Origin of the sequence: Streptomonospora halophila (assembly GCF_039542725.1) — a bacterium.
In the GTDB taxonomy this organism is placed as follows: Bacteria; Actinomycetota; Actinomycetes; order Streptosporangiales; family Streptosporangiaceae; genus Streptomonospora; species Streptomonospora halophila.
This window is the reverse complement of sequence record NZ_BAABIK010000017.1, coordinates 105,913-123,324: the sequence shown is the minus strand read 5'-3', so window position 1 is coordinate 123,324 and position 17,412 is coordinate 105,913. Positions and strand designations below refer to the sequence as shown.

14 protein-coding genes are annotated in these 17,412 nt (G+C 70.7%); 13 read left to right on the top strand and 1 reads right to left on the bottom strand.

The annotated features are described in order from the left end of the window. Positions 1-4: 4 nt before the first annotated feature. Entirely contained in the window at positions 5-664 is a 660-nt protein-coding gene (locus ABEA15_RS15760) for an ATP-dependent Clp protease proteolytic subunit (protein ID WP_311543648.1), read from the top strand. A gap of 251 nt (positions 665-915) precedes the next feature. After that, on the top strand, positions 916-2,196 hold the full coding sequence (clpX, locus tag ABEA15_RS15755) for an ATP-dependent Clp protease ATP-binding subunit ClpX (RefSeq protein ID WP_345557205.1): 1,281 nt from the start codon (positions 916-918) through the stop codon (positions 2,194-2,196). A 216-nt stretch (positions 2,197-2,412) separates the two neighbouring features. On the opposite strand, the gene ABEA15_RS15750 is transcribed toward clpX, so the two are convergent. Further along, entirely contained in the window at positions 2,413-3,132 is a 720-nt protein-coding gene (locus tag ABEA15_RS15750) for a DUF305 domain-containing protein (RefSeq protein WP_345557204.1), read from the bottom strand. Between the two features lie 324 nt (positions 3,133-3,456). Between ABEA15_RS15750 and ABEA15_RS15745 the strand changes: the two genes are divergently transcribed. The 11 genes from ABEA15_RS15745 (at position 3,457) to ABEA15_RS15695 (ending at position 17,286) form a co-directional block, all read left to right on the top strand. Then, positions 3,457-4,881, top strand: coding sequence for an LVIVD repeat-containing protein (locus ABEA15_RS15745; RefSeq protein WP_345557203.1), 1,425 nt, complete (start codon positions 3,457-3,459; stop codon positions 4,879-4,881). A gap of 240 nt (positions 4,882-5,121) precedes the next feature. Next, positions 5,122-6,534, top strand: a complete 1,413-nt coding sequence (locus ABEA15_RS15740) for an LVIVD repeat-containing protein (RefSeq protein WP_345557221.1) — start codon at positions 5,122-5,124, stop codon at positions 6,532-6,534. A 139-nt stretch (positions 6,535-6,673) separates the two neighbouring features. Beyond that, the gene (locus tag ABEA15_RS15735) at positions 6,674-8,020 is read left to right on the top strand and encodes a bifunctional folylpolyglutamate synthase/dihydrofolate synthase (protein ID WP_344145647.1); all 1,347 of its coding nucleotides are present in this window, start codon (positions 6,674-6,676) and stop codon (positions 8,018-8,020) included. Between the two features lie 2 nt (positions 8,021-8,022). Further along, positions 8,023-8,391: a DUF4233 domain-containing protein gene (locus ABEA15_RS15730; RefSeq protein WP_344145627.1), complete on the top strand. Its 369-nt coding sequence runs from the start codon at positions 8,023-8,025 to the stop codon at positions 8,389-8,391. A 221-nt stretch (positions 8,392-8,612) separates the two neighbouring features. Then, complete coding sequence (ndk, locus tag ABEA15_RS15725; RefSeq protein WP_344146681.1) at positions 8,613-9,023, top strand: nucleoside-diphosphate kinase; 411 nt, start codon at positions 8,613-8,615, stop codon at positions 9,021-9,023. A 201-nt stretch (positions 9,024-9,224) separates the two neighbouring features. Further along, the gene (locus ABEA15_RS15720; protein WP_344146683.1) at positions 9,225-10,259 is read left to right on the top strand and encodes a rod shape-determining protein; all 1,035 of its coding nucleotides are present in this window, start codon (positions 9,225-9,227) and stop codon (positions 10,257-10,259) included. A gap of 1 nt (position 10,260) precedes the next feature. Next, positions 10,261-11,271 carry a rod shape-determining protein MreC gene (gene mreC, locus ABEA15_RS15715; RefSeq protein ID WP_345557202.1) on the top strand — a complete coding sequence of 337 codons (1,011 nt, stop codon included), beginning with the start codon at positions 10,261-10,263 and terminating at the stop codon, positions 11,269-11,271. Beyond that, on the top strand, positions 11,268-11,810 hold the full coding sequence (mreD, locus tag ABEA15_RS15710) for a rod shape-determining protein MreD (RefSeq protein WP_345557201.1): 543 nt from the start codon (positions 11,268-11,270) through the stop codon (positions 11,808-11,810). Before mreC ends, mreD begins: the two co-directional genes overlap by 4 nt. A gap of 98 nt (positions 11,811-11,908) precedes the next feature. Next, entirely contained in the window at positions 11,909-13,999 is a 2,091-nt protein-coding gene (gene mrdA, locus ABEA15_RS15705; protein WP_345557200.1) for a penicillin-binding protein 2, read from the top strand. 22 nt (positions 14,000-14,021) lie between these two features. After that, complete coding sequence (gene rodA, locus ABEA15_RS15700) at positions 14,022-15,200, top strand: rod shape-determining protein RodA (protein ID WP_345557199.1); 1,179 nt, start codon at positions 14,022-14,024, stop codon at positions 15,198-15,200. Positions 15,201-15,351: 151 nt separating this feature from the next. Then, positions 15,352-17,286 carry a TIGR03960 family B12-binding radical SAM protein gene (locus ABEA15_RS15695; protein WP_345557198.1) on the top strand — a complete coding sequence of 645 codons (1,935 nt, stop codon included), beginning with the start codon at positions 15,352-15,354 and terminating at the stop codon, positions 17,284-17,286. Positions 17,287-17,412: the final 126 nt, after the last annotated feature.

Below are 17,412 nucleotides of genomic sequence, written 5' to 3'. Positions count from 1 at the left end.
GAACATGACCGAGTACAACCCCAGCCCCTATGGCGGCGGCATGGCGCCGATGAGCCCGCAGAGCCGCTACATCCTGCCCTCCTACGTCGAACGCACGTCGTACGGCGTCAAGGAGATGAACCCCTACAACAAGCTCTTTGAAGAGCGGATCATCTTCGTCGGGGTGCAGATCGACGACACCTCCGCCAACGACATCATGGCGCAGCTCATCACGCTTGAGCAGATCGACGCTGACCGGGACATCCAGATGTACATCAACTCCCCGGGCGGCTCCTTCACCGCGCTGATGGCCATCTACGACACGATGCAGTTCGTGCGCCCCGACATCCAGACGGTGTGCATCGGCCAGGCCGCCTCCGCGGCCGCGGTGCTGCTCGCCGGCGGGACCAAGGGCAAGCGCGGCTGCCTGCCCAACGCCCGCGTGCTGATCCACCAGCCCGCGACCGAGGGCACCCACGGCCAGGCCAGCGACATCGAGATCCAGGCGAACGAGATCATGCGGATCCGTGAGCAGATGGAGCAGACGCTGGCCCGGCACACGGGCCAGACCCAGGAGCAGGTTTCCCGCGACATCGAGCGGGACAAGATCCTCACCGCCGAAGGCGCCAAGGAGTACGGGCTGGTCGACTACGTCCTGCCCTACCGCAAGACGTCCCTGAAGTAGGGGCGCGCCGGGGCGGCGAGCGTCCGAGGCGGGCCGGCCACCACACGCCGTGCGACCGCTGTGTGGTGATGCCGGTCCGCGGCTTCGCTTAGTCTCGGAGGAACGACGCACAGATCGCCCCGCCCATCGTTCGCGCGAAGGGCATATCCTGCAGAAGCGGTAGCTTGCTCGAAGACAGGGCACGTCATCCGCTTTCGCGGCACCGCCGGGTGGCCGATGACGGGGTGGCCTACGTTTTAAGGAGTGGCTGGGTGGCACGCATCGGCGACGGTGGAGACCTGCTGAAGTGCTCGTTCTGCGGCAAGAGCCAGAAGCAGGTGAAGAAGCTCATTGCCGGCCCCGGCGTCTACATCTGCGACGAGTGCATCGATCTGTGCAACGAGATAATCGAGGAGGAGCTCGCCGACTCCACCGAGCTCAAGTGGGACAGCCTGCCCAAGCCGCGCGAGATCTACGAGTTCCTCGACTCGTACGTGATCGGCCAGGAGCAGGCGAAGAAGGCGCTGTCGGTCGCCGTCTACAACCACTACAAGCGCGTCCAGTCCGAGGGCGACCGCCCGCGCGACGAGGACGTGGAGATCGCGAAGTCCAACATCCTGCTGCTCGGCCCCACCGGTTCGGGTAAGACCCTGCTCGCCCAGACCCTGGCCAAGATCCTCAACGTCCCCTTCGCCATCGCCGACGCCACCGCGCTCACCGAGGCCGGCTACGTCGGCGAGGACGTCGAGAACATCCTGCTGAAACTGATCCAGGCCGCCGACTACGACGTCAAGAAGGCCGAGACCGGCATCATCTACATCGACGAGGTCGACAAGGTCGCGCGCAAGAGCGAGAACCCCTCGATCACCCGCGACGTCTCCGGCGAGGGCGTGCAGCAGGCGCTGCTGAAAATACTGGAGGGGACCACCGCCAGCGTGCCTCCGCAGGGCGGGCGCAAGCACCCCCATCAGGAGTTCATCCAGATCGACACCACCAACGTGCTGTTCATTTGCGGCGGAGCGTTCGCCGGCCTGGAGAAGCTCATCGAGTCCCGCGTCGGCAAGCAGGGCATGGGCTTCAACGCGGTGCTGCGGCCCTCGGCCACCAGCGGCGAGGACGCCTCCGACCAGTTCACCGACGTCATGCCCGAGGACCTGCTCAAGTTCGGCATGATCCCCGAGTTCGTCGGCCGCCTCCCGGTCATCACCAGCGTGCACAACCTGGACCGCCAGGCGCTGATCCGCATCCTCACCGAGCCGCGCAACGCGCTGGTCAAGCAGTACCAGCGGCTGTTCGAGCTGGACAACGTCGAGCTGCAGTTCAGCGACGACGCGCTGGACGCCATCGCCGAGCAGGGCATCATCCGCGGCACCGGTGCACGCGGGCTGCGCGCCATCATCGAGGAGGTGCTGCTGTCGGTGATGTACGAGGTGCCCAGCCGCGAGGACGTCGGCCAGGTCATCATCACCCGCGAGGCGGTCCTGGAGCACGTGAACCCGACCATCGTGCCGCGGACCAAGCGGGGCCCCGAGCGCGAGGAGAAGAGCGCCTGAGCGCTTCGGCGCCCGCAGCTCGCAGACGACGGCGGGCGGACTCCCCTCGGGGAGCCCGCCCGCCGTCGTTTCGGCGCGGTACCGGTACCTCAGGCCGTTCCGACCGCTGCCGCCGCGTCCTGCCGACGGTCACCGCCCGGCGCTCGGGCCCGGCGCGGGTGCGCGTGCTGCGAGCGGGGCGCGCCCGGACGCGTGCCGCGCTCCGGCGGCGCGGGCTCAGCCGTCGAGGACCTCGTCCATGCGGTTGATGTCGGCCGTCTGCTCGGCGATGACGTCGTTGGCCATCCGCAGCACGACCGGGTCCTTGCCTTCGAGCACGGCCTCCTCGGCCATGGTGATGGCGCCTTCGTGGTGGGTGGTCATCAGGTCGACGAACATCGTGTCGAACTCCGCGCCCTCGGCCGCCTCCAGCGCGTCCAACTCCTCCTGGCTGGCCATCCCGGCCATGTCGGCGTGGTTCACCTCGACCGGGCAGCCGCCCTTCCCTGGGTCGTGGCCGCCGCCGTCGCCGTGGTGGCCGTGCTCGGGTGCGCAGGCGCCCGGTGCGGGGTCGCTTGCGCCCGAGCCGTAGACGTTCTCCTCCAGCCACGCCTCCATCGCCTCGATCTCGGGGCCCTGCGAGGTCTCGATGCGGTCGGCGATCTTCTTGAGGTCGGAGTTCTTCATCCGCTCCTTGGCCAGGTCCGTCATGACGAGCGCCTGCTCGTGGTGCCCGATCATCAGCGCGACGTAGCTGATGTCGGCCTTGTTGTGTTCGAGGCCCTCGGCGGCCGCGTCGATCTGCTGCTGGGAGGCCGGTGAGGCGGACTCGCCGGGTGCCCCCGGCGCGAGGACGGGCGGTCCGTCGGCGGAGTCGGCGGGCTGGTCGCCGCCGGTGCAGGCGGTGAGGCCGGCGAGGAGGACGGCGGCTGCGGCCGCCAGGACCCTGTTCCGCACGGGGGCTCCTTCCACGGGGGACGGCGGCGTCGGGGGTGCCGCTCCAGTGCTTGTCTACTCACCGCGCAGACGGCTTGTCCAGAGTGTCGACCTGGTTCGCGGCCCCTTCCGGGCACCGCGGGAGGAGGATTCCCGTCGCCGATCGGCGCCGTTTTGCCACGTCAATGCCACTTTTGCGGATGAAGCTGGCGGTATGTGAAATGTATCCCCGCCGAAGATCGCGGAATGTTGAGTTCGGGTTTCGTGAGGAAGGTGGTCTGTACAACCCGGTCGGGGTATGGGTAGCTTTCTTAAGATTCGGGATGCTTCGGATTAGGAGGGCACATGTCGACATCCCCCCGGCCTTTCCTGCTATGGAGCGCTCGCGCGCGGCGGACCGGTGCGGTCGTCGCCGGTGCCGCGACGGCGGCTCTGGCCGCGGCGGCGCTGGCGCCGGCGGCGTTCGCGGACACCGCGGACGGCGTCTCGACCAGTAAGAACGTCGAACATATCGCCAACCTCGCCAAAGAGGGTCCGTTCGCGGACTACGGCGCCTTCAATTCCGATCTCGCTTTCACCGGCGACTACGCGATCGACGGCAACTACAACGGCTTCATGGTCTACGACATCTCCGATCCGGAGTCTCCGCAGGTCGTAAGCCAGGTTCTGTGTCCGGGCGGGCAGGGCGACGTCTCCGTGAGCGGCGACCTGCTGTACTACTCCGTGGACTATCCGCGCGAGAGCGAGGAGTGCGGCGCTCCGGCCAGCACACCGGAGGACGCCGACGCGTTCGAGGGTGTCCGGATCTTCGACCTCTCCGACATGGCCGCCCCCCAGTACGTCGGCGCGGTGCGCACCGACTGCGGTTCGCACACCAACACGCTGGTTCCCGGCGACGCCGACACCGACTACGTCTACGTGTCCTCCTACGCGCCCTCGGACTCCTATCCCAACTGCCAGACGCCGCACGACAAGATCTCGGTGATCGAGGTGCCCAAGGACGACCCGGCCTCGGCCTCGGTCGTCAGCGAGCCGGTGCTGTTCCCCGACGGGGGCAATCCCGGCGGCAGCGGTGAGCTCCGCCCGACCGAGGGCTGCCACGACATCACCGTGCTCCCCCGCAAGGACATGGCCGCGGGGGCCTGCATGGGCGACGGCGTGATGATGGACATCAGCGACCCGCTGGAGCCGGTCGTCACCGACGTCGTCCGCGACGACAACTTCGCCTTCTGGCACTCGGCCACCTTCAGCAACACGGCCCGCTCGGTCATCTTCACCGACGAGCTCGGCGGCGGCGGTGCCCCCACCTGCAACGAGGAGATCGGGCCCGAGCGCGGCGCCGACGCGATCTACTCCCTCAAGGGCGGCAAGGGGCACCCGCGGCTGAAGTTCGCGAGCTACTTCAAGATCGACCGCCACCAGACCGACACCGAGAACTGCGTCGCGCACAACGGCTCCCTGATCCCGGTGCCGGGCAAGGACTACTTCGTCCAGTCCTGGTACCAGGGCGGCGTCTCGGTGATCGACTTCAACAATCCGAAGAACCCGCGCGAGATCGGCTACTTCGACCGCGGCCCCCTCGACCAGGACGAGCTGCAGCTGGGCGGATCCTGGTCGGCCTACTACTACAACGGCTACGTCTACTCCTCCGACATCCAGCAGGGCTTCGACGTGCTGAAGCTGGACGACCGCCGGCTGAGGAAGGCCGAGAAGGTCACCTACGACGAGTTCAACCCGCAGAGCCAGCCCAAGTACCGGCCCGGTCGCTGACCGTCCCGGCTCTGCCTGATTCGCCCGAGTACGGCGCGAGCACGGTCCGCGGCCACCAGCGGCGGGCCGTGCTGCGCGTTGCCGCGGCAGCGGAGCGCCCGGGCGTGTGGCGGCGGTGGCCCCACCGCCGCCACACACCCGCCCTCTGCCCGCGGTTCCGGCGGGTCCGTCCCCCGACAGCGGGCCACCGCCCGCACGGACCCGCCCCGTGCAGGTAACCACCGGGAGTGATCCATGCCGATGCGACCCGCATCCCCCGTCCCCCCGTCAGCCCCCCGCCGAACCCGGCGCCGCGCCGGCCGCCTCACCGCCGGCGTGGCCGCCTCCGCCGCAGCGCTGCTGCTGGGCACGGCCCTGGCACCGGCCGCGGCGGCCGACGACACCTCCAGCGACAACGTCGAGCACCTCGCCAACGTCCCGCTGCAGGCCCCGGTCGACAGCGTCGGCTCGGACCTGGCCTTCTCCGGCGACTACGCGATCGACGGCAATTACAACGGCTTCATCGTCTACGACATCTCCGACCCGACGTCCCCGCAGGTCGCCAGCCGCGTGCTCTGCGAGGGCGGGCAGGGTGACGTCTCCGTGAGCGGCGACCTGCTGTACTACTCCGTGGACTATCCGCGCGAGAGCGAGGAGTGCGGTGCGCCGGCCAGCACTCCCGAGGACGCCGACGCGTTCGAGGGCGTCCGGATCTTCGACCTCTCCGACAAGACGGCGCCGAAGTACGTGGGGGCGGTGCGCACCGACTGCGGTTCGCACACCAACACGCTGGTGCCCGGCGACGCCGACACCGACTACGTCTACGTGTCCTCCTACGCGCCCTCCGACTCCTATCCCAACTGCAAGCCCCCGCACGACAAGATCTCGGTGATCGAGGTGCCCAAGGACGACCCCGCCTCGGCCTCGGTGGTCAACGAGCCCGTGATCTTCCCCGAGGGCGGGAACGAGGACCAGGACGGCCTGCTGCTGCCCACCCAGGGCTGCCACGACATCACCGTCTTCCCCGCGCGCGACATCGCCGCCGCCGCGTGCATGGGCGACGGCGTGATGCTCGACATCAGCGACCCGGTGGAGCCGGAGGTCACCGAGACCGTCCGCGACGAGAACTTCGCCTTCTGGCACTCCGCGACGTTCACCAACGACGCCAGGTCCGTGCTGTTCACCGACGAGCTCGGCGGCGGCGGCGCACCCACCTGCACCGAGGAGATCGGGCCCGAGCGCGGCGCCGACGCGATCTACTCCCTCAAGGGCGGTAAGCGGCACCCGCGCCTGGAGTTCGCGAGCTACTTCAAGATCGACCGCCACCAGGGAGAGCAGGTCTGCGTCGCGCACAACGGGTCGCTGATCCCGGTGCCGGGCAAGGACTACTTCGTCCAGTCCTGGTACCAGGGCGGCGTCTCGGTCATCGACCTCAACGACCCGGAGAACCCGCGCGAGATCGGCTACTTCGACGTGGCGCCGGACGAGGAGACCGGTGTGATCGGCAGCGACACCTGGTCCACCTACTACTACAACGGCCACGTCTACTCCTCCGACATCGTGCGGGGCCTGGACGTGCTGAAGCTGGACGACCGCCGGCTGAGGAAGGCCGAGAAGGTCACCTACGACGAGTTCAACCCGCAGAGCCAGCCGCGCTACCGCCCCGGCCGCTAGACCGGCCCGGGACTAGCGCGACACGGCGGTCCGCCGTCCTCCGCGGAGGACGGCGGACCGCCGCATGCCCGGCGCCGACACGCCTCGGGGGTGAGTAGGGTGGTCGTGTGTGCACACCAGTCGAAACGCCGGCCGCGCCGTGAGTGAGGCCGGGATCCACGAGCAGTACACCCGGATCGCCGCCGAGATCACCGCCCGCCGGGTCGAGACCGACATCGACCCCTCGACCGAGCGGATCCGCGCGCTGATGGACCTGCTGGGCGATCCCCAGCACAACTACCGGGTCATCCACATCACGGGCACCAACGGCAAGACCTCCACGGCCCGGATGATCGACGCGCTGCTGCGCGAGCGCCACCTGCGCGTGGGCCGCTACACCAGCCCGCACCTGCGCACCATGCGCGAGCGCGTCGTCGTCGACGGCGAGCCGGTCTCCGAGGAGCGCTTCGTCGAGGCCTACAACGACATCCGGCCCTACGTGGAGCTGGTCGACTCCTCCCACGAGATTCCGCTGTCGTTCTTCGAGGTGCTGACCGGCATGGCCTACGCGCTCTTCGCCGACACCCCGGTGGACGTCGCCGTGGTCGAGGTGGGCATGGGCGGCACCTGGGACGCCACCAACGTGGCCGACGCCGACGTCGCCGTGGTCACGCCCATCGCCGTCGACCACACCGAGTTCCTGCCCGACACCGTCGAGGGCATCGCCGAGGAGAAGGCGGGCATCATCAAGCCCGACTCCATCGCCGTGCTCGCCCAGCAGCCGCTGGACGCCGCCGAGGTGCTGATGCGCCACGTCTCCGAGATCGGGGCGCAGGTGGCCCGCGAAGGCCTGGAGTTCGGCGTCGCCCACCGCGGCATCGCCGTGGGCGGCCAGCAGCTCTCGCTGAAGGGGCTGCGCGGCGGCTACGAGGGCCTGTTCCTGCCGATGTTCGGCGCACACCAGGCCGGCAACGCCGCCGTGGCGGTGGCCGCGGTCGAGGCGTTCGCCGGACCCGGCGAGGGCGACGAGCGGCTCGACCCCCAGCTGGTCTCGGAGGCGCTGGCCGGCGTCGAGTCCCCCGGGCGCCTGGAGGTCCTGCGTACCACGCCCACGGTGCTGGTCGACGCCGCGCACAACCCGGCCGGGATGGCCGCCGTGTCCGAGGCCGTGCAGGAGGAGTTCGGGTTCATCCGGCTCGTCGGCGTCCTGTCGATCATGGCCGACAAGGACGTCGAGGGCATCCTGGAGCCCCTGGAGCCGCTGCTCGCCGAAGTCGTGGTCACCACCAACTCCTCGTCGCGCAGCCTCACGCCCGAGCAGCTCCACGACATCGCCGAGCCGGTCTTCGGCTCCGAGCGCGTGCACCTGTCCGAGCGCCTCGACGACGCCATCGACACCGCGATCGCGCTCGCCGAGGCCGACGGCGAACCCAGCGGCGCCGGCGTGCTGATCACCGGCTCGGTCGTCACGGCCGGCGACGCCCGCCACCTGCTCAAGGGGGACTGACCATGCGGCGGATGTGCGCGATGGTGCTCTCCCTGGAGTTCGTCGTCATCCTGCTGGCCGTTCCGGTCGCCGTCCAGATCGTCGGCATCGCACCGGCGACGGCCGGCACCGTGTGGGGCGGCCTGTCCCTGGCCGCGCTCGTGCTGTCGATGCTGCAGCGGTTCGCCTGGGCCCACTACGCGGGCTGGGCGCTGCAGGCGGCGTTCCTGGCCACGGGCTTCGTCGTGCCGGGCCTGGCGGTGCTGGGCGTCCTCTTCCTGGCGCTGTGGGTGACGGCCGTGATGCTGGGCCGGCGCACCGACGCCCAGGACGCGGCGCAGGCGCGCCGCGCGCAGCAGGAGAGCCCGGGCGAGGCCGGCGCAGCGGGCTAGAGGGCGTCCGCGCCGGGGGCCGCACGTGTGCGCGCTGCGGCCGCATCCGGCCGGTCCGCGCTGGTCCGGGGCCTGGCGGAGCGGCTTCGCGGGCGTCGCGGACGCGATAAGGTTGCCACGGCCAGGGGCGGCCGCATCGCCGCGCGTCGGACGCAGCCACGTGTCGACCCCGCCGCATCCCCCGAGACTTTCCGCACCGACTTCCGAGGAGTGTCACCACCGTGGAGCGGACCCTTGTTCTGATCAAGCCCGACGGCGTGCGGCGCAGCATCATCGGCGAGACTATCTCCCGCATCGAGCGCCGCGGCCTGCGGATCGTCGCGATGGACCTGCGTACGCTGGACGCCGGCACCGCCAAGACCCACTACGAGGAGCACGCCGAGCGGCCGTTCTTCGACTCGCTGGTGGAGTTCATCACCGGCGGGCCGCTGGTGGCCATGGTCGTCGAGGGCGAGCGCGCCGTCGAGGCCTTCCGTGCTCTGGCCGGCGCCACCGACCCCATCTCGGCGGGCCCGGGCACCATCCGCGGCGACTTCGCGCTGGAGGTCCAGCAGAACATCGTGCACGGGTCGGACTCGACCTACTCCGCTGAGCGCGAGATCAAGCTGTTCTTCCCCGATCTGGGGGCCTGAGCGACCACGCGTCCTCGAGCGCCGGGCCTGTGCCCGGCGCTTTTTTGGTGTCCGAGCACCTGATCCGTTCGGAGTGTTTGCGTAGTCGGATGACTGCGCAGAGTTACGATACGGGTACTGGATCCATATCCGTACTGGAACGAGTCCGTATTGACCGCCCCGTGGGGGCCCACACCCGTTTGGTGCCGCTGAGGACGCTTCATGAACAATAACCTCGCCTTCTTGGGCCGCGATATGGCGGTCGACCTCGGGACAGCCAACACACTCGTCTACGTCCGCGGCCGCGGGATCGTGCTCAACGAGCCCTCCGTCGTGGCACTCAACGCCTCCACAGGGAAGATCGTCGCCGTCGGCATCGACGCCAAGCAGATGATCGGGCGCACGCCGAGCAACATCACGGCGGTGCGTCCCCTCAAGGACGGTGTCATCGCGGACTTCGAGATCACCGAGCGCATGCTGCGCTACTTCATCCAGAAGATCCACCGCCGCCGCCACTTCGCCAAGCCGCGCATCATCGTCGCCGTCCCCAGCGGGATCACCGCCGTGGAGCACCGCGCGGTCAAGGAGGCCGGCTACCAGGCGGGCGCCCGGCGGGTCTACATCATCGAGGAGCCCATGGCCGCCGCGATCGGCGCCGGGCTGCCCGTACACGAGCCCACCGGGAACATGGTCGTCGACATCGGCGGAGGCACCACCGAGGTCGCCGTCATCTCCATGGGCGGCATCGTGACGTCGCAGTCGATCCGCGTGGGCGGCGACGAGCTCGACCAGGCGATCATGACCTACGTCAAGAAGGAGTACTCGCTGATGATCGGCGAGCGCACCGCGGAGGAGCTCAAGGTCGCCATCGGGTCGGCGTTTCCCACCGGCGGCGAGGAGCTGCACGCCGAGGTGCGCGGACGCGACCTGATCAGCGGGCTGCCCAAGACCGTCGTGATGTCGGCAGGCGACGTTCGCCAGGCCGTGGAGGAGCCGGTGACCAGCATCGTCGACGCGGTGCGCACCACGCTGGACAAATGCCCTCCCGAACTCTCCGGCGACGTCATGGACCGCGGCGTCGCGGTCACGGGCGGCGGCGCGCTGCTGGCCGGACTCGACGGCCGGCTGCGCCACGAGACCGGCATGCCCATACACGTGGCCGAGAACGCGCTGGACTCGGTGGCCGTGGGCTCGGGCACCTGCGTGGAGAACTACGAGCGGCTCAGCCAGGTCCTCGTCCCCGAGCGGCGGCGCTGACATGCGCCACGACGGTTCCCGGGCCCGGCTCGTCGTGGGGATCCTCGCCGCCCTCTCGCTCGTGCTGGTGGTGCTGGACTCCCGCGAGGGCGCCAACCCCGTCACCAGCGCGGCGCGTACGGTCGGCGAGGCCGCCTTCCGCCCGGTCTCGGCGGGCGTCTCGGTCGCGGGCGCCCCGATCGGCGGCGCCTTCCGGACGGCCACTGCCGCCTTCGGCGCCGCCGAGCGCGCCGAGAGCCTGGAGCGGGAGAACGAGGCGCTGCGCGCGCGGCTGCAGACCCGCGAGTACGACTCCGAGCGCGCCGAGCAGCTCGACGAGCTGCTGCACCTGTCCGGAATGGGCGGGTACGAGATCGTGCCCGCCCAGGCGGTCACCCGCGTGACCGCGCGCGGGTTCTCCGACACCGTCACCCTCGACGTGGGGCGCGACGACGGCGTCCGCCGGAACATGACCGTCGTCAACGGCGACGGCCTGGTGGGCCGGATCGTCCGGGCCGGAGCCGGCACCTCAACCGTCGTGCTGGTGACCGACCACGCCTCGTCCGTGGGCGCCCGGCTGGAGAGCTCCCACGAGATCGGGGTCGCCGACGGCGGCTCCGAGGGGACCGGCGACGGCGACCCGCTGCGCTTCGAGCTGATGAGCGCGGACACGCGGCTGAAGACCGGACAACGCATCGTCACCCTGGGCTCGCTCAACGGCACCCCGTTCGTGCCGGGCGTGCCCGTAGGAACCATCACCTCGGTCGACAAGACGCCGGGGAGGCTCACCCGCACGGGCAGAGCCGAGCCCGCCGTCGACTTCGGCTCACTGGACGTCGTGGGGGTCATCGTGGCCGGACCCGAAGATGACCCCCGCGACTCCCTCCTGCCCGACCCGCCGTCCAAGGCGTCGGGCGGCGAAGGGGACAAGCAAGACAAGCAGGAAGAACAAGGCGAGAAGGACAAGCGGGACGAGGGCGGCGACGACGCCGCGGACGGCGGGTCCGGTTCCGGCGGGGAGGACGGACGATGAAGGCGACGGTTTCGGCGCTGCTGGTACTGGCCGCCGTGCTCGTCCAGACGGTCGTGGTCAACCGGCTGCCGCTGCCCTGGGGCCTGGCGCCCGACCTCGTGCTGCTGGCCGTCGTCGCGGTCGCGCTGTGGTCCACGCCGGTGGCCGGGGCGGTCACCGGCTTCGCCGCCGGGTTGGCGGTGGACGTGCTGCCGCCGGCCGCCCACGAGATCGGCCGGACCGCGCTGCTGCTGTGCCTGGCCGGCTACCTCGTGGCGTGCGTCCACGACTCCGACGCGCGCTGGGGCCTGGGCCCTTATCTGGCCGCGGGGGCCGCCGCGCTCGCTGTGCCCGCGGGGTTCCTGCTCATCGGTGTCGTCCTGGGCGACCCGCGCGCCGCGCTGCCGGAGGCCCTGTGGCCGGTCCTCGGCGGGGCCGCTCTGACGCTCCTGGTCAGCCCGCTGGTCCTGGGGCCCGTGGCCCCGTTGATGCGGCGGGTCTCCGGCGACGTCTACTCCGACCTGCCCACGCCCTGGATCGCGAAGGGATGGGGGAGATGACACCACTCCGCAGGCGCAGGCTGCTCAGCGGGCGGCGCCATCGGAGCCCCCGGCCGCAGGCCGGGCCCGTGCGTCCGCGTACGGCAGGGCGGGCGAGCATGGTCGCGGTGCAGCTGCTCGTGCTGGCGCTGTTCGCCGGGCTGACCGCACGGATGTGGTACATGCAGGTGCCGCGGGCCGAGCACTACCATGAGCTCGCCCTGGCCAGCCACACCCAGAAGCTCATCGAGCCCGCGGTCCGCGGCCGCATCCTCGACTCCAGCGGCCGTCCGCTGGTGACCAACCGCACCGAGCTGACGGTCACCGCCGACTTCCACGCCCTGCTCAACCAGGACGACGACGGCGCGGCCGTGCTGCGCAAGGTCGCCGAGCTCGTCGACCGCCCCTACGAGAAGCTGAGCGGGCGCGTGCGCCTGTGCGGGCCCGAGACCGGGCGCCCGTGCTGGCAGGGCTCGCCCTACCAGCCCATCCCGCTGGCCGAGGACGTCGACCCGCGCGTCGCCCTGCAGATCATGGAGCGCAAGAGTGAGTTCCCCGGCATCTCCGCGCAGCAGATGGCGGTGCGCGAGTACCCCCACGACGAGCTCGCCGCGCAGATGCTCGGCTACCTCCAGCCCATCACCCAGGAGGAGTTCGAGGCCCGCGAGGAGCTGCGTGCCGAGTTCAGCGGCGTGGACCGGGTCGGCCGCGGCGGCGTGGAGGGCGTCTACGACGAGCGGCTCCGCGGCGACTCCGGCAGCCGCGTCCTGGCGGTCTCCAGCCAGGGCGACGTGCGCGGCACCATCAAGGCCACTCCGCCCGAGCCGGGCATGCACCTGGTCACCAACATCGACACCCGAGTGCAGCAGATCACCGAGGACGCGCTGGAGAGCGCCGTGGAGCAGGCGCAGCAGCAGGGCAAGCCGACCGACTCCGGCGCGGCGGTGGTCCTGGACGTGCGCACCGGCGGTGTGGTCGCCATGGCCAGCCGGCCCACCTACAACCCCGAGGTGTGGAACGGCGGGATCGACGCGAAGACCTACGACAAGCTGCTCAGCGAGGACGCCGACGAGCCGCTGGTCTCGCGCGCGCTCCAGGGCCAGTTCCCGCCGGGGTCAACGTTCAAGCCCACCACCCTGGCGGCCGCGGTGGAGAACGGCGCGTCGCTCAACGGCTCCTACTCCTGCCCGGGGTCGGTCGGCCTGGCCGGCCGCTCCTGGCAGAACTTCGCAGGCGGCGGCCACGGGGCCATCAGCCTGCACAAGGCCATCGTGGTCTCCTGCAACACCGTCTTCTACAAGCTCGGCGACGAGATGTACCACGACCACAAGAGGAACGGGGACAAGCAGGGCGGCAGGGACCCCGTATCCGCGATGGCGCACGGTTTCGGGTACGGCGAGCCCACGGGCATCGACCTGCCCCACGAGTCCAGCGGGCGCGTCCCCGACGCCCGGTGGAAGCGCGAGTACTGGGAGGACACCCGCGAGCACAGCTGCAAGATGGCCAAGAAGGGCTACGACGACGTCGCCGAGGAGGATCCCTCCCACGCGGCCTACCTGGAGCGCCTCGCCCGCGAGCACTGCCTCGACGGCGACCGCTGGCGCGCGGGCGACGCCATCAACCGCGCCATCGGCCAGGGCGACATGCTCCTCACGCCGCTCCAGCTGGCCCGCGCCTACGCGGCCATCGCCAACGGCGGCACCGTCTACGAGCCCCGGGTGGGACGCGCGCTGCTCTCCGCCGACGGCGAGCGGGTCGAGAGGATCGAGCCGGTCAAGGCCGGCGAGCTGCCGATGGACGACCGCACCCTCAAGTACCTGCAGCGTGCGCTGACCGCGGTGCCCAAGCAGGGAACCGCCGCCGGCGCATTCGACGGGTTCCCTCAGGGCGAGGTGTCCATCGCCGGCAAGACCGGCACGGCCACCATGCAGAACCGCGAGGACTCCGCCTGGTTCGCCTCCTACGCCCCCACCGACGACCCGCAGTTCGCGGTGGTGGTGCTGATCCCGCAGGCCGGAACCGGCGGCACCGCCGCCGCGCCGGTGGCGCGCAAGATCTACGAGGGGATCTACGGCTTCTCGGGCTCCGGCGGCGGCGAGCAGGGCGGCGGCGACCGACCGAGCGGGCCCGCCCTGCCCTCGGGCGCACCGCCGTCGGAGCTGCCCAGCGTCCGCGCGGACGGCTCCGTCGACCAGCTCGACGACCATTGACGACGACCGCTGGCGGTAGCCGATGACCACACTTCCCAGCCCGCAACCGAGCCCGCCGACTCTGACCGCACGCGCCGGACGCTTCGTCGCCACCGCCGCGCCGCGCCGGCTCGACTGGCCGATGCTGCTCGCCGTCGCCGCCCTGTCGGGAATCGGCGTGCTGCTGGTCTGGTCGGCCACCTATGATCCGTCCGACCCCGACGGCGCCGTGGGCTACGTCGAGCGCCAGGTCGGCCACCTGGCCGTCGGCGCGGTCGCGCTGCTGGTGGTGGCGGCGGTGGACTTCCGGGTCTCCCGCGCCTACGCGCCCTTCGTCTACCTCGCCGCCGTGCTGGGCCTGGCCCTGGTCCTGACACCGCTGGGCGAGACCATCAACGGGTCGCGCTCCTGGCTGGTCGTCGCCGGCCTGCAGATGCAGCCCGGCGAGCTCGCCAAACTCGGCCTGCTCCTGGCGGTGGCCGTGCTGCTGGGCGAACCCCGCGACGGCGAGTTCGCGCCCACCTCCCGCGACGTGCTGTTCAGTCTGGCGGTGCTGGCGGCGCCGCTGGGGCTGATCCTCGCCCAGCCCGACCTCGGCACCGCGATGGTGCTCACCGGCACCTACATGGGCATGCTGCTGCTGTCGGGCGCCCCGGTGCGGTGGGTGGCCGGCCTGGTGGGCTGCGGCCTGCTCGCAGCGTTCAGCGTGTGGTGGTTCGGCCTGCTCAAGGACTACCAGCTGGAGCGCTTCACCACCTTCTTCAACCCCAGCGCCGATCCGCGCGGCACCGGCTACAACGCCAACCAGTCGATGATCGCGGTGGGCTCGGGCGGGCTCAACGGCACGGGCCTGCTCGAAGGCGAGCACACCCGCGGCCGGTTCGTGCCCGAGCAGCACACCGACTTCATCTTCACGGTGGCCGGGGAGGAGCTGGGCTTCGTCGGCGGCGCCGTGATCATCGGGCTGCTCGCCTTCGTGATGTGGCGCATCCTGCGCACCGCGGGCCGGAGCGGCGACCCCTACGCCCGGCTGCTGTGCGTCGGCGCGGCAACCTGGCTTGGGTTCCAGAGCCTGATCAACATCGGCATGACCCTCGGCGTGGCGCCCATCACGGGCATCCCGCTTCCGTTCGTCTCCTACGGCGGCACCGCGGCCGTGGCCAACATGGCGGCGTTGGGCCTGGTGTTCAACGTGCACGCCCGCGAACGCGGCGTCCACTGAGCCGCGGCCGGCCGCGCTGGACTCCGCCCGGCCCGCGCCGGTCCCGCTGTGCTCGGCCCGGGCTGCGCTCTGCAAGGTGGGCCCGCATCCGGTGGCTAAGCTGGGAGGCTCGACAGGGAGATTCCGCGAGAGCCGACGCAGGGGAACCACGATGCCCATCGAAAGCGTGTTTTCGCAGCTGGAAGCCTTGCTTCCACGTGTGCAGAAACCGGTCCAGTACGTCGGGGGCGAGCTCAACTCCGTCGTGCGCGACTGGGACGACGCCGAGGTCCGCTGGGCGCTGATGTACCCCGACGCCTACGAGGTGGGGGCGCCAAACCAGGGCGTGCAGATCCTTTACGAGGTCCTCAACGAGCGCGAGGGCGTGCTCGCCGAGCGCAGCTACGCCGTCGGATCGGACCTGGAGCAGCTGATGCGCGAGCACGGCGTGCCCCAGTTCACGGTCGACGCCCACCGGCCGGTCGCGGCGTTCGACGTCCTCGGTATCAGCTTCGCCAGCGAGATGGGCTATACCAACATGCTCACGGCGCTGGACCTGGGCGGCATACCGCTGTATGCGGCCGACCGCACCGGCGACCACCCCGTCGTGCTGGCCGGCGGCCACTCGGCGTTCAACCCCGAGCCCATCGCCGACTTCCTCGACGCGGTCGTCCTCGGCGACGGCGAGGAGATCACGCTGGCCATCACCGAGGTCGTCCGCGAGTGGAAGCGCGAGGGCCGGCCCGGCGGGCGCGACGGCCTGCTGCTGCGGCTGGCCGAAGGCGGCGGCGTGTACGTGCCGCGCTTCTACGACGTGGCCTACCACCCCGACGGGCGCATCGCCTCCTACACGCCCAACCGCGAGGGCGTGCCCTGGAGCGTGCAGAAGCACACGGTCATGGACCTCGACACCTGGCCCTACCCGAAGAACCCCATCGTGCCGCTGGCGGAGTCGGTCCACGAGCGCTACAGCGTGGAGATCTTCCGCGGCTGCACGCGCGGGTGCCGCTTCTGCCAAGCCGGGATGATCACCCGCCCGGTGCGCGAGCGCAGCAAGGAGACCATCACTCAGATGGTCGACCAGGGGCTGCGCTCATCCGGGTTCGAGGAGGTGGGGCTGCTCTCGCTGTCCAGCGCCGACCACAGCGAGATCGGCGAGGTCGCCAAGGGTCTGGCCGACCGCTACGAGGGCACCAACACCGGCCTGTCGCTGCCCTCGACGCGGGTCGACGCGTTCAACATCGACCTCGCCAACGAGCTCACCCGCAACGGCCGGCGCTCCGGCCTGACCTTCGCGCCCGAGGGCGGCAGCGAGCGGATGCGCCGCGTCATCAACAAGATGGTCACCGAGCAGGACCTGATCCGCACCGTCACCGCGGCCTACGCCGCCGGGTGGCGCCAGGTGAAGCTGTACTTCATGTGCGGACTGCCCACCGAGAGCGACGAGGACGTGCTCGCCATCGCCGACCTCGCCAAGGAGGTCATCCGCACCGGGCGCGAGGTCAGCGGGCGCTCCGACATCCGCTGCACGGTCTCCATCGGCGGGTTCGTCCCCAAGCCGCAGACCCCGTTCCAGTGGGCGGGCCAGACCCCCTACGAGCTGGTCGACGCGCGGCTGCACAAGCTCAAGGCCGAACTGCGCTCCGACCGCCGCTACGGCAAGGCGATCGGCCTGCGCTACCACGAGGGGCGGCCCTCCATCATCGAAGGGCTCCTCTCGCGCGGCGACCGGCGGGTAGGCCGCGTCATCGAGGAGGCCTGGCGCGCAGGCGGGCGCTTCGACGGCTGGAGCGAGCACTTCTCCTACGAGCGCTGGGCCGAGTGCGCCGAGAAGGCGCTGGCCGAGGAGCCGGTGGACATGGACTGGTTCACCGTGCGCGAACGCGGCGCCGACGAGGTGCTGCCCTGGGACCACCTGGACGCCGGCCTCGACCGCGCCTGGCTGTGGCAGGACTGGCAGGACGCGCTGTACGGCGAGGAGTCCGTCGAGGTCGACGACTGCCGGTGGAGCCCCTGCTACGACTGCGGGGTCTGCCCCACGATGGGCACCGAGATCCAGATCGGTCCGAGCGATCCGGGGCGGTCGCTGCCGCTGACGGTGGTCTGAGGCCGCCTGGCGCGGAACGCGGGGCGCCGGGGCCGTGCGCTCCCCGATGAAGGGGAAGCTGCGGGGAAGCGAGGTGTATGGCCCGGCGCCCCGCTCGCGCCGGGCCATACGTGATGTAAGACGGAC

Excerpts from the sequence above, each read along its gene's own strand:
- ABEA15_RS15760 (WP_311543648.1), top strand. The coding sequence starts at position 5 with ATGACCGAGTACAACCCCAGCCCCTATGGCGGCGGCATGGCGCCGATG.
- ABEA15_RS15745 (WP_345557203.1), top strand. The coding sequence starts at position 3,457 with ATGTCGACATCCCCCCGGCCTTTCCTGCTATGGAGCGCTCGCGCGCGG.
- ABEA15_RS15740 (WP_345557221.1), top strand. The coding sequence starts at position 5,122 with ATGCGACCCGCATCCCCCGTCCCCCCGTCAGCCCCCCGCCGAACCCGG.
- ABEA15_RS15730 (WP_344145627.1), top strand. The coding sequence starts at position 8,023 with ATGCGGCGGATGTGCGCGATGGTGCTCTCCCTGGAGTTCGTCGTCATC.
- ABEA15_RS15720 (WP_344146683.1), top strand. The coding sequence starts at position 9,225 with ATGAACAATAACCTCGCCTTCTTGGGCCGCGATATGGCGGTCGACCTC.
- mreC (WP_345557202.1), top strand. The coding sequence starts at position 10,261 with ATGCGCCACGACGGTTCCCGGGCCCGGCTCGTCGTGGGGATCCTCGCC.
- mreD (WP_345557201.1), top strand. The coding sequence starts at position 11,268 with ATGAAGGCGACGGTTTCGGCGCTGCTGGTACTGGCCGCCGTGCTCGTC.
- mrdA (WP_345557200.1), top strand. The coding sequence starts at position 11,909 with ATGGTCGCGGTGCAGCTGCTCGTGCTGGCGCTGTTCGCCGGGCTGACC.
- rodA (WP_345557199.1), top strand. The coding sequence starts at position 14,022 with ATGACCACACTTCCCAGCCCGCAACCGAGCCCGCCGACTCTGACCGCA.
- ABEA15_RS15695 (WP_345557198.1), top strand. The coding sequence starts at position 15,352 with ATGCCCATCGAAAGCGTGTTTTCGCAGCTGGAAGCCTTGCTTCCACGT.